The 11,561-nt window shown below is 71.4% G+C and carries 12 protein-coding genes and 1 tRNA gene; 5 read left to right on the top strand and 8 right to left on the bottom strand.

Annotation, left to right across the window (positions count from 1 at the left end; all coding sequences use genetic code 11):
* Positions 1–35: 35 nt before the first annotated feature.
* A complete protein-coding gene (locus AAC134_RS13735) occupies positions 36–1,052 on the top strand; it encodes a LysR substrate-binding domain-containing protein (RefSeq protein ID WP_339949667.1) in 1,017 nt (338 codons plus the stop codon).
* 373 nt (positions 1,053–1,425) lie between these two features.
* Here the strand turns inward: AAC134_RS13735 and AAC134_RS13730 are convergent, their stop codons facing one another.
* Both AAC134_RS13730 and AAC134_RS13725 read right to left on the bottom strand, forming a co-directional pair.
* Positions 1,426–1,899 (bottom strand): SRPBCC family protein, encoded by a 474-nt coding sequence (locus AAC134_RS13730; protein WP_339949666.1) that lies wholly within the window; start codon positions 1,897–1,899, stop codon positions 1,426–1,428.
* 44 nt (positions 1,900–1,943) lie between these two features.
* Complete coding sequence (locus tag AAC134_RS13725; protein ID WP_339949665.1) at positions 1,944–2,807, bottom strand: NmrA/HSCARG family protein; 864 nt, start codon at positions 2,805–2,807, stop codon at positions 1,944–1,946.
* 106 nt (positions 2,808–2,913) lie between these two features.
* On the opposite strand from AAC134_RS13725, the gene AAC134_RS13720 reads away from it, so the two are divergent.
* The gene (locus AAC134_RS13720; RefSeq protein ID WP_339949664.1) at positions 2,914–3,807 is read left to right on the top strand and encodes a LysR substrate-binding domain-containing protein; all 894 of its coding nucleotides are present in this window, start codon (positions 2,914–2,916) and stop codon (positions 3,805–3,807) included.
* 185 nt (positions 3,808–3,992) lie between these two features.
* On the opposite strand, the gene AAC134_RS13715 is transcribed toward AAC134_RS13720, so the two are convergent.
* The 6 genes from AAC134_RS13715 to hisB all read right to left on the bottom strand — a co-directional run bounded on the left by AAC134_RS13715 (position 3,993) and on the right by hisB (position 7,828).
* Positions 3,993–4,069: transfer RNA gene (locus AAC134_RS13715), tRNA-Arg, on the bottom strand.
* Between the two features lie 57 nt (positions 4,070–4,126).
* Positions 4,127–4,444: a phosphoribosyl-ATP diphosphatase gene (locus tag AAC134_RS13710; RefSeq protein WP_339949703.1), complete on the bottom strand. Its 318-nt coding sequence runs from the start codon at positions 4,442–4,444 to the stop codon at positions 4,127–4,129.
* Between the two features lie 88 nt (positions 4,445–4,532).
* Positions 4,533–5,291, bottom strand: coding sequence for an imidazole glycerol phosphate synthase subunit HisF (hisF, locus tag AAC134_RS13705; protein ID WP_339949663.1), 759 nt, complete (start codon positions 5,289–5,291; stop codon positions 4,533–4,535).
* Positions 5,292–5,680: 389 nt separating this feature from the next.
* The gene (gene hisA, locus AAC134_RS13700) at positions 5,681–6,403 is read right to left on the bottom strand and encodes a 1-(5-phosphoribosyl)-5-[(5-phosphoribosylamino)methylideneamino]imidazole-4-carboxamide isomerase (RefSeq protein WP_339949662.1); all 723 of its coding nucleotides are present in this window, start codon (positions 6,401–6,403) and stop codon (positions 5,681–5,683) included.
* A 190-nt stretch (positions 6,404–6,593) separates the two neighbouring features.
* A complete protein-coding gene (gene hisH / locus AAC134_RS13695) occupies positions 6,594–7,244 on the bottom strand; it encodes an imidazole glycerol phosphate synthase subunit HisH (RefSeq protein WP_339949661.1) in 651 nt (216 codons plus the stop codon).
* Positions 7,241–7,828, bottom strand: coding sequence for an imidazoleglycerol-phosphate dehydratase HisB (hisB, locus tag AAC134_RS13690; protein WP_339949660.1), 588 nt, complete (start codon positions 7,826–7,828; stop codon positions 7,241–7,243). The genes hisH and hisB overlap by 4 nt, the downstream gene beginning before the upstream one ends.
* Before the next feature lie 277 nt (positions 7,829–8,105).
* Between hisB and hslV the strand changes: the two genes are divergently transcribed.
* Genes hslV through hslU form a run of 3 tightly spaced genes read left to right on the top strand, consistent with a single transcriptional unit; the run spans position 8,106 to position 11,116 of the window.
* On the top strand, positions 8,106–8,663 hold the full coding sequence (gene hslV / locus AAC134_RS13685) for an ATP-dependent protease subunit HslV (protein WP_339949659.1): 558 nt from the start codon (positions 8,106–8,108) through the stop codon (positions 8,661–8,663).
* Positions 8,653–9,759 (top strand): hypothetical protein, encoded by a 1,107-nt coding sequence (locus tag AAC134_RS13680; RefSeq protein ID WP_339949658.1) that lies wholly within the window; start codon positions 8,653–8,655, stop codon positions 9,757–9,759. Before hslV ends, AAC134_RS13680 begins: the two co-directional genes overlap by 11 nt.
* A 55-nt stretch (positions 9,760–9,814) precedes the next feature.
* Positions 9,815–11,116: an ATP-dependent protease ATPase subunit HslU gene (gene hslU, locus AAC134_RS13675; protein WP_339949657.1), complete on the top strand. Its 1,302-nt coding sequence runs from the start codon at positions 9,815–9,817 to the stop codon at positions 11,114–11,116.
* Positions 11,117–11,561 lie beyond the last annotated feature (445 nt).

The raw sequence follows: 11,561 nt of genomic DNA, 5'->3' as shown, positions 1-11,561 counted from the left end.
ATGCCGAAACGGCAACACCAGCGAGACTCCCATCCATGGCCATCAATGCGCGCGAACCCGAGCCCGAAACCGCCCAGGCGGAGGACGACGCCCGCCCGCGCAAGGACGCGCTTTCGCCCGCGCTGCTGGCCCGGGTCTTCCACCAGCCTGCGCTGATCTATTTCAACGCCGCCGCCGAACATCTCTCGATCCGCGAGGCGGCGCGGCGGCTCAACGTCGCCTCCTCGGCCGTCTCGCGCCAGATCAGCCAGATGGAGGACGCTCTGGGCCTCGAGCTGTTCGAGCGCGAGGCCCGCCGCCTGAAGCTCGCCCCCGCCGGCGAGATCCTGTTCCGCCACACCCGCCGGATCTCGGCGCCGCTGGAGTCCGCGGTGGCCGAGCTCGACATGCTGCGCGGTCTGCGCACCGGCCGCGTGCGCATCGCCACGATCGAGAGCGTGGGGCTCAGTTTCCTGCCCACCCTGATCGCCGAGTTCGGCCGCCGCCACCCGCGCATCCATCTCGATGTGGCGGTGTTGCCGGCGGCCGAGGTGATCTCGCGTCTCGCGGCCGGGGAGGTCGACGTGGGCTTCGGCTTCATCGCCGTCGCGCCGCCGCCGCGGATCGAGGTGGCCCTGCGCCGGGACGTGCGCATCGGCGCCCTGATGCGCCCCGACCATCCGCTCGCCGACACGCCCCACCTGACGATCGCGGACTGCGTCTCGCACCCGCTGGCGGTGGCCAAGCCCGAGATCTCGATCCGCTCGGTGATCGAGCCGTTCCTGCTGCGCGCCGCCCCCGCCCTGCCGCCGCTGGTCGAGGCGGATTCGATCCGGATGCTGGTCGAGCTGGCCCGCTCTGGCCGCTACGCCTCGGTGATGACGCCGATCGGCGCCCAGTCCGAGATCGCCTCGGGCGTCCTGCGCTTCCGTCGTCTCGAGGACCCGGGCCTGCCCACCAACCGCTTCGCCCTGATGACCGGCGCCGGCGGCGGCCTGCGCTTCGCCCCGGCGGCCTTCTTCGAGCACGCCAAGCACTTCCTCTCGACCATCGAGCTCCCCGGCGCGGTCTGACGCGGGGATCGCCGGACGCGGCGATCCAGAATTGGGGGGCGGAGCACAACCCCGCGGACGCTGCTCCGGCCAGGATGCGAACCGCGTCTCAGGTCCGGCAGTCTCCGCACAGGCTGCCCGGATCGATCGAAGCGGGCGGGAGTATTTGCCGCCAGTTGCCTGCATGGCGCCTGCCGAGACGTTCCGTTCATCGCGGAGGCCGCGCGTCTCGGCCAAGGCCGGGCGAAGCGTCATCTCTCTGATGAAGCGCCCGATCCGCCTCGGATTGCCCCGCGCGCCGTCCGCCAGAATTCCGTGCGATCCGCCAGGCCCACTCCGTCGCCCGCTCGCCCCTGGCCGGGACCCCGCCTGAGGGGCCGCCAGGGCGTAAGGCTCAGAGCTTGCCTTCCGCGAGCATCTCGCGGGTGCGCTTCAGCGTCGAGACGAGAGCGGCCTTGTAGCCTTTGTCGCTGTCGAATTGCGCCTGCTCGGCCTGTTCCTCGGAACCGTTCGGCGCCCTGTCGCGCAGTCCGAGATAGCAGTAAAATTTGAGCTGAAGCGCGCCGGTTTCGTCCTCGAACACCTCGTTGACGATGGCCCCTTCGCGCGGGCCGGTCGCCTGAAAGAAGGTGACCTTGCGCTGCGGCTCGAGCACGATGACCTCGCGCAGATCTGCACCGGCGATGGTGGCGTCACGAACGAAGTGCGTGGCGCTCTCCTCGGTCACGTCGCACTTGGCGCAAAGGCCGGGCGGAAGGAACAACCGGGCGTCGCGCGCTTTCAGCTCGAGGCCCTTCCAGACCTGTTCGCGGGTGAGCGGAGTTTCGCCGTCCGGATTCACCGAAACGGTGGCGGTCGAGAAGATCATGGCGGTGGTCCTTGTCTGGAGGTTGGCGGTTGGCGGTTGGAAGGTCAGCCGGCGATCTGCGCGACGTAATCGCGATAGGAGCGCAGCGGGCGGCCGAGCAGCGTGGTGAGACGGTCCACATCGCCGGCCTCGGGCAGCATCCCGTCGGATACGAAGCGTTCGGCCATCAGACGCATGTCGTAAGCCATCCACCCCGGCATGAACTGGCGCATGTTCTGCTCGAAGCCGGCCGTATCCTCGCCGGGATAGGCGATCTCGCGGCCGAGACTGTCGCTCCAGATGGCGGCCGCGCTCGCGCCGGTCAGCGTATCCGGGCCAACCAGATTGATGCGGGTGAGCGGGAGGGGCGTGGGCGACTGTTCGCGGCGGACCAGTTCGATCGCGGCGATCTCGCCGATATCGCGGGCGTCGATCATCGCGAGGCCCTTGTCGCCGATCGGCATGGGATAGATGCCATAGCCGGTGATCGCGTCCAGAATCGTGATCTCGTTGTCCATGTAATAGGCCGGGCGCAGGATGGTGGCGCCCATCCCCATCTGCTCGATCATCCGCTCGACGCCGAACTTGCCCGCGAAATGCGGCACGTTGACGTAGATGTCGCTGTGGATCACCGAGAGATAGACGATCCGATCGATCCCCGCTTCGCGGGCGACGTTGAGCGCGATCAGCGCCTGGGTGAATTCGTCGGCGACGACAGCGTTCAGCAGGAACAGCGTCGAGACGCCCTTCATGGCGTCGCGCAGCGAGTCGACGTCGAGCAGGTCGCCCCGGACGACATCGACGCCCGCGGGAAAGCTGGCCTTTGCGGGGTCGCGAACGAGCGCGCGGACATCTGCGCCGCGTTTGACGAGCTGGTCGACGACGTTGCTTCCGACATTGCCGGTCGCGCCGGTGACGAGAACGGTCATGGTGTTGCTCCTTGGGGTCAGGTGTTGGCCTGATCTCAAGTTAGCGATCCACATTCGCGTCGATAGACGCCATATCTGGACGGAACGTCTCACCAGTGGAACACTTATGGACCTGCTTGCTCTCGCCGACTTTAATCTGGTCGCCCGCCACGGCGGGTTCGGAAAGGCGTCCCGAGCCTCGGGCCGTCCGAAGGCGACGCTGTCCCGCCGTGTGGCTGAACTTGAAGCGAGCCTCGACCTGCGCCTGTTCGAGCGTGGCGCGCGCGACCTGAAGCTGACGGAGGAGGGACGCGCGCTGTTCGAGCGGACGAGCCAGTTGCTCACCGAGATTGACGAGACCGCCGCTGCGATCGCCTCAGGCGGCCAGAACCCCCGCGGAAGATTGCGGATCAGCGCGCCCCTGCTCTTCTCGCAGACCGCGATGGGAAAGCTGGCGGCCGGCTTTGCGCTGAAATACCCGGAGGTCCGGCTCGAGGTGACAACCGAGGACCGGGCCGTCGATATGATCGAGGAAGCCTATGACCTGGTGATCCGGGTCAATCCCGAGCCGGATGAGAACCTCGTCGGGCGGATCTTCCTGCGCGACCGGCTGGTGGTCGTGGCAAGCCCGGGTCTGCCGCGACCGACGGATGACAGCGCTGTTCCGGCCGTCGTCCGCGGGCCGGGCAATGAGGCCCAGGCCTGGAACGTGCTGACGACGGCGGGCCGGGCGAGCATCTCCGTCAATCCGATCCTCAGCCTGTCGTCGCTCGTCATGGTTCGCGATGCGGTCCGGATGGGCGTGGGCGCCGCGCGCCTGCCGATATCCCTCGTCAGCCGCGACCTCGCCGACGGCAGGCTGGTCCACTGGGGCGACGTGGAGGGACCGGAAATTGCCTTGTGGACGCTCTACCCCACCCGTCGGCTGCTGAGCGCCCGCGTCTCGGCGTTCCTCGATCATTTGAGGGAAGCCTTCCCGCATGGAACGCCCGACGAACTCGCCGCTTGTCTCGGGAGTTGAGATCTCCCGCGCGCAGGCGGGTATCCCAGTCAGCGGCGAGCAAATCGCTCTCTCGCACGAAGAAGCGGCTCGCCGTCCGGCCCTTCGACCGCGCGATGCGCCGTCCGGACCGAATTGCCGAAGGCTGCGCCTTCCAGCTTCGCCCGTTCTGGCTGAAGCCGAAGTCATTGTATTTTATACGGAAATGGCGCACCCGACAGGATTCGAACCTGTGACCTCTGCCTTCGGAGGGCAGCGCTCTATCCAGCTGAGCTACGGGTGCTTCGAGGGCGGTGTATAGCGCCCGTCGAAAGGCGGTGCAACGCGCGATTGGAGGGGGTCAGGCCTTCGGGCGGGCGGCTTTCTCGGCGACGCCCGAGACGCCCTCGCGGCGCTCCAGTTCGCTCAGCACGTCGGCCAGCGAGACGTCGCGCGCGGCCAGCATCACCAACAGGTGGTAGAGGGTGTCGGCGGCCTCGGACTTCAGCTCGGCGCGGTCGTTGGCCGCGGCCGCGATCACCGCCTCGACGGCCTCCTCGCCGAATTTCTGGGCGCATTTGCGCGGGCCCTTGGCGAACAGCCGCGCCGTGTGGCTGCTGGCAGGGTCCGCCCCCTTGCGCGAGCGGATCACGGCGTCGAGCCGCGCCAGGACCGACAGGTCCGGCGTCGGGGCGGACAGGGGGGCGGAGACGGGGGCCTTGGGCATGGCGGGGCTCCTCGCAGGGCGCGCGGGATCGGGGGCGGGATCAGAGGCGAACGGGGATGCCGGCGGCGGCCATGGCGGCCTTCGCCTCCCCGATCGTGTGGTGGCCGAAATGGAAGATCGAGGCGGCGAGCACGGCCGAGGCGTGGCCCTGCGTCACGCCCTCGACCAGATGCTCGAGCGCGCCGACCCCGCCCGAGGCGATGACGGGGATCGAGACGGCGTCGGCCACGGCCCGGGTCAGGGGCAGGTTGTAGCCCGCCCGCGTGCCGTCGCGGTCCATCGAGGTCAGCAGGATCTCGCCGGCGCCGCGCCGCTCCATGTCCCGGGCGAAATCGACCGCGTCGATGCCGGTGGCGGTGCGGCCGCCGTGGGTGAATATCTGCCACTGGCCGGGGGCGACGGTGCGGGCGTCGATGGCGACCGTGATGCACTGGGCGCCGAACTTCTCGGCGGCCGCGTCGATCACCTCGGGGGTGTTCACCGCCGCGGTGTTGAAGCTGACCTTGTCGGCGCCGGCCAGCAGCAGGTTGCGCACGTCCTCGACCGTGCGCACGCCGCCGCCGATGGTCAGCGGCATGAAGCACTGCTCGGCGGTGCGGGCGGCGATGTCGAGGAGGGTGCCGCGGTTCTCGTGGCTGGCGGTGATGTCGAGAAAGCAGAGCTCGTCCGCGCCGGCGGCGTCGTAGGCGCGCGCGGCCTCGACCGGATCGCCGGCGTCGATCAGGTCGACGAAGTTCACGCCCTTGACCACGCGGCCGTCCTTGACGTCGAGGCAGGGAATGACGCGGGTCTTCAGCATCGAGAGTGGCCTCCGGGCAGGGGGGCGGCGCGGGCGGCACGGGATATAGCGCGCGCGGCGGGGCGAGGCCATGGGGCAGGGAGGCGCCGCGTCGGGCGGGGCGCCGGCGAGGAGGGCGGGCCCGCGGCGCGCGGCTGGCGGGGCGCGGGGTGCGACGGGCGCGGGGGGCGCTTCAAGACTCACCAAAGAACATGCCCGCGCCTGTTCTCCGGATCCGTCCCTCGCTGATTGATGCCTGAGCGACTCGCCCCGCCCGGTCAAGGACAAGCCCCCTTCGGGGGTCGCCTGCGGCGATCCCTGACCGGACGGGGCGAGTCGCTCTGATCGGCATCAGCGAGAGACGGCTCCGGAGAACAGGCGCTCGGGGGGGCGCCCGTTGCCGGCGGCGCTCAGCCGGCGAGGTGGGCGGCGGCTCCGGCGGGGTCGAGGCGCCCGTCGTAGAGGGCGCGGCCGGAGATCACGCCGTCGAGCGGGGCGCCGCAGGCCTTTGCGGCCCGGATGTCCTCCATCGAGGAGACGCCGCCCGAGACGATCACCGGGATCGCGACGGCATGGGCGAGCGCGGCGGAGGCCTCGATGTTGGGGCCCTGCATCGCGCCGTCGCGGTCGATGTCGGTGTGGATGATCGCGGCGACGCCCGCATCCTCGAAGCGGCGGGCGAGGTCGACGGCCTCGATGTCGGTGGTCTCGGCCCAGCCCTCGACCGCGGCCATGCCCTCGCGGGCGTCGATGCCCACGGCGACCCGGCCGGGGAAGGCGCGGGCGGCGGCCTTCACGAATTCGGGGTCGCGGACGGCGGCCGTGCCCAGGATCACGCGGGCGACGCCGCGGGTCAGCCAGGCCTCGACCTGGGCCATGTCGCGGATGCCGCCGCCAAGCTGGGCAGGGATCGAGATCGCGGCGAGGATCCGCTCGACCGCCTCGGCGTTGGCGGGGCGGCCGGCGAAGGCGCCGTCGAGATCCACGATATGCAGCCAGGCGCAGCCGGCGTCCTGGAAGGCGCGGGCCTGGGCGCCGGGGTCGTCGTTGAAGACCGTGGCGCTGTCCATCTCGCCGCGCAGCAGGCGCACGCAGCGGCCCTCCTTCAGGTCGATGGCGGGGTAGAGGATCATGGCGCCGGTCTCCGAAGTCTGCAGGCGAGGCAAGGGCGGCGGAGATGTGGACCGGACCGCCGGAGAAGGCAAGCCGGGCGGGCGGGGAAGGGCGCGCGGCCCCCCGCCCGCGGCGCTCGGCCCGGGCGCCGCGCCGGAACGCGCCGCGGGCGGAAGGCGGATCGAGGGCGCGCGGGCGGCCGCGGCGCGCTCAGGGCCTCCAGGCGAGGAAGTTGGCGATCAGGCGCAGGCCGGTGGCCTGGCTCTTCTCGGGGTGGAACTGGGTGCCGGCCATCGTGTCGCGCGCCACCATCGCCGTGACCGGGCCGCCGTGCATCACGTGGGCGAAACGGGCCGCGGGATCCTGCGGGGTGAGGTGGAAGCTGTGCACGAAATAGGCGTGGTCGCCGTCCGCGATCCCCTCGAGCAGCGGGTGCGGGCGGTCGATGACCAGCGGGTTCCAGCCCATGTGCGGGATCTTCAGGGCGGGGTCGTCGACCTCGATCGGGGCCACGTCGCCCGCGATCCAGCCGAAGCCGGAGTGGGCGCCGAACTCCAGCCCCCGGTCGGCCATCAGCTGCTGGCCCACGCAGATCCCGAGGAAGGGCGTGCCGGCGGCGACCCGCTCCTCGATCGCCTCCCACATGCCCGGCACCGCGCGCAGGCCCGCGGCGCAGTCGCCAAAGGCGCCCACGCCGGGCAGGACGATGCGGTCGGCGCGGCGCACGGTCTCGGCGTCGGCGGTCACCACGACGGGGCCGCCGGCCCCGGCCTCGCGCGACATCCGCTCGAAGGATTTGGCGACCGAGTGCAGGTTGCCCGAGCCGTAGTCGACGATGGCGGTTCCGGGCGCGGTCGTCATAGCGCCCCCTTGGTGCTCGGCAGGGCGCCTTTCTGGCGGGGATCCTCCTCGACCGCCTCGCGCAGGGCGCGGGCGACGGCCTTGAAGGCGCTCTCGGCGATGTGGTGGGAGTTCTCGCCGTCCAGCTTCGCCACGTTCAGGGTCATGCGGGCGTTCATCGCGAAGGCGGTGAAAAACTCGCGCACCAGCTCGGTGTCAAAGGCGCCGATCTTCTCGGTCGGGAACGCCACCTTCCACACCAGGAACGGCCGGCCCGAGAGGTCCAGCGCCGCGCGCACCAGGGATTCGTCCATCGGCAGCAGGCAGGATCCGTAGCGGCGGATCCCGCGCTTGTCGCCCACCGCCTGCGCCAGCGCCTGGCCCAGCGCGATGCCCACGTCCTCCACCGAGTGGTGGTCGTCGATATGCCGGTCGCCCGAACAGCGCACCGTCATGTCGATCAGCGAGTGGCGCGCGAGCTGGTCGAGCATGTGGTCGAAGAACCCCACGCCGGTGGCGCAGTCATGCGCCCCGGTCCCGTCCAGGTTCACCTCGACCGAGATGTCGGTCTCGTTGGTCTTGCGCGTCAGGCTGGCGGTGCGCATCGGACAGGCCCCCTATCTTGCGGACGGCAGGGGTATAGCCCCGGCGCGGCTCCGCGGAAAGGGCGCCGCGCGACGCGCGCGGAGGCGGGCGTGGAGCAGGCGCGCAAGCGGGCCGGGCGCCGGCGAGGGGCGGGGGCGGAGGCGGGCGAGGGGCCCTCCCGCAGGCGCCCCTTGCGTCAAGCCGGGTGGCGTCCCGGCGGCGCCCCGCCTATATGGCCGCTCGACACCGAACCCCTCCCGGCCGCTCGACGGCAGGCACGAAAGACCCGGAGACCCCATGAGCGCAGACGACTTCCCCGGCTGGCACGGCACCACCATCCTCGCGGTCCGGCGCGGCGGCAAGGTTGTGGTCGCGGGCGACGGACAGGTCTCGCTCGGCAACACGGTCATCAAGGGCACGGCGCGCAAGGTGCGCCGGATCGAGCCGGGCGGCGCCCCGGTTGTGGTGGGCTTCGCCGGCTCCACCGCCGACGCGTTCACCCTGCTCGAGCGGCTGGAAGGCAAGCTCGAGGCCCAGCCCGGCCAGCTGCTGCGCGCCTGCGTCGACCTCGCCAAGGACTGGCGCACCGACAAGTATCTGCGCAACCTCGAGGCGATGCTGATCGTCACCGACGGGGCGCAGCTGTTCGTGATCACCGGCGCGGGCGACGTGCTCGAGCCCGAGCACGACGTCGCCGCCATCGGCTCGGGGGGCCTCTACGCGCAGGCCGCCGCCCGCGGGTTGATGGAGACCGAGCTCGACGCCGAGACCGTGGCCCGCAAGGCCATGGCCATCGCCGCCGAGATCTGCGTGTTCACCAACGGCAACCTGACGGTCGAAACCCTTGACGGCTGATCCCGCGCCTGACGCCCCCGCCGCTGCGCTCGATGCGAGCGATCTGCGCGCCGCCGTCGGCGCGGGCATGATCGACGAGCGGCAGGCCGTGCGGCTGGCTGCGCTGGGCGAATCCCGACGCGGCCTGCGCGCCCATGTCGGCGACGAGCCGTTCGAGCTGTTTCGCGGCCTCAACGACGTCTTCGTCGCCGCGGGCGTGGCGATCCTGGGCATGGGCGGCTGGCTGCTGGGCCTCGCCTTCGGGCAGTTCGGCCCCGGCCTGATGGGCGTGATCGGCGCCTGGGCGCTGGCCGAGTACCTGACCCGTCGCCGCCGCATGACGCTGCCCAGCCTGTTGCTGGCGATCGGTTTCGCCGTCTCGGCGGGGATGGTGGCCACGGGCCTGTTCGTGGATGCCGACGCGCTGGCGGGGCCGGGACCCTCGGTTCCGACGCTTGCGGCCGTCACCGGGACGGCGCTGGTCGCGGCCATCGCCTTCTTCCTGCGCTTCCGGCTGCCCTTCGCGCTGTTTCTCGCGGCGCTGGCCGCCTACGCCACGTTGCTGATCGTGCTGGCCGGGGACGGCCAGGCGGCGGTGCAGGCGATGATCGCGGGCGGAGGGGCGGCGGCGCTGTTCGATCTCGGCGCCTCGTCGGCCTTCGCCATCGGCACGCTGGTCTTCGGGATGATCTGCTTCGCGCTGGCGCTCGGCTTCGACCTGCGCGATCCCCATCGGGTCACGCGTCTGTCGGCCTGCGGGTTCTGGCTGCATCTCGCCGCTGGTCCCGCCATCGTCAACACCGTGGCGCTGAGCCTGCTGCGGGAGCCCACCGCCCTTTCCGGCGCGCTGATGGCGCTGTTTCTGGCGCTGCTGGCGGCGCTGGCGCTGGCGCTGGATCGACGATCGCTGCTGCTGGCGGCCGCGGCCTACCTCGCCTCGATGGTGTGGAGCGTGGTGGACGCGGCCGGCCTCGGCGCCGCCGGCGGGCTGATGCTGCTCGGCGCGCTGATCATCGGGCTGGGCGCGGGCTGGGTGACGCTTCGCACCGCCCTGATGCGCGCGACGCCCGACTTCCCCGGCAAGGACCGCCTTCCCCCCTGGGCGCCCGCCGCCTGATCCTTTTTGCCACGCGCGCGGCCCAAGGGCCCGCGGCGCGACGACGGAGACCGACATGTCCGACCTGACCCCCCGCGAGATCGTCTCGGAGCTCGACCGTTTCATCATCGGCCAGCAGGAGGCCAAGCGCGCCGTCGCCGTGGCGTTGCGCTCGCGCTGGCGGCGCCGTCAGCTCGACGCCGACCTGATGCATGAGGTGACGCCCAAGAACATCCTGATGATCGGCCCGACGGGTGTGGGCAAGACCGAGATCTCGCGCCGTCTCGCGAAGCTCGCCCAGGCCCCCTTCATCAAGGTCGAGGCCACCAAGTTCACCGAGGTCGGCTATGTCGGCCGCGACGTCGAGCAGATCGTGCGCGACCTCGTGGAGGCCGCCATCGTGATGCTGCGCGAGCGTCGGCGCGAGGAGATGAAGGCCACCGCCCACGGCGCCGCCGAGGAGCGGGTGCTGGACGCGCTGACCGGTTCGGGGTCGCGCGACTCCACCCGCGACATGTTCCGCCGCAAGCTGCGCGGCGGCGAGCTCGACGACACCGAGATCGAGCTGGAGATCGAGGACACCTCCAACCCCTTCGCCGGCCTCGACATTCCCGGCCAGCAGCCGGGGCAGATGGCGGATCTGGGCTCGATCTTCGGCAAGGCGCTGGGCGGGCGCACCCGCAAGCGCAAGGTCAAGGTGAAGGACAGCTACGAGCTGCTGATCGCCGAGGAGGCCGACAAGCTGGTCGACCAGGAGAGCCTCGCGCGCGACGCCATCGAGGCGGTCGAGCAGTCGGGGATCGTGTTCCTCGACGAGATCGACAAGGTCTGCGCGCGCGAGGGCGCGAAGGGCGCCGACGTCTCCCGCGAGGGGGTGCAGCGCGACCTGCTGCCCCTGATCGAGGGCACCACCGTGACCACCAAGCACGGGGCGGTGAAGACCGACCACGTGCTGTTCATCGCCTCGGGCGCCTTCCATGTCTCCAAGCCCTCGGACCTGCTGCCCGAGCTGCAGGGCCGCCTGCCGATCCGCGTCGAGCTCAAGGCCCTGACCGAGGCCGATTTCGTGCGCATCCTGACCGAGACCGACAACGCCCTCACCCGCCAGTACACCGCGCTGCTGGAGACCGAGGGGGTGAGCGTCGAGTTCTCCGAGGACGGCGTCGGCGCCATCGCGGAGTTCGCCGCCGAGGTGAACCGCACCGTCGAGAACATCGGCGCGCGCCGCCTGCACACGGTGCTCGAGCGGGTCTTCGAGGAGCTGAGCTTCGAGGCCCCCGACCGCGGCGGCCAGTCGGTGACCATCGACCGGGCCTATGTCGAGAGCCGCGTCGGCGCCCTGGCCCATTCCGCGGACATGAGCCGCTACGTCCTCTGATCGGCCGCGCGTCGATCCCCCCGGGAATGTTCCCGGGCCCGATGCAGGGTCGCCCTCTCGATCCGCCTGCGCCGCGGGCCGCCGGTCGGCCCGCGCCTGACCGCATCGCGAGCCCTGCCTCTGGCGTCGCGACGGGCCCTGCGACTGGCGGCGGCGCCTGTCCCCCGGCGTGCGCCCCCGCCCCCGGCCCGCCTCCCGCCCACCCTCCCCGGCGGGCCGGGGGCGGAGGCGCACGCCTCCCGTCGGGCCAGGCCGCGCGGTTTCTGCGGCAACGAAGCGGGCGGCCCGCGATTGCGCCAGTCGCCGGAACGCGGGACATTGCGCGCCGGTCCGCGACCAGAGCGAAGGCGCGCTGGAGCGCGACCAGAGCGAAGGCGCGCTGGAGCGCGACCAGGGCGAAGGCGCGCTGGAGCGCGACCAGGGCGAAGGCGCGCTGGAGCGCGAC

This window comes from uncultured Albimonas sp. (genome assembly GCF_963977235.1).
Taxonomy (GTDB): Bacteria; Pseudomonadota; Alphaproteobacteria; order Rhodobacterales; family Rhodobacteraceae; genus Albimonas.
The sequence above is the reverse complement of the archived record's forward strand: the minus strand, read 5'-3'. Positions and strand labels throughout refer to the sequence as shown.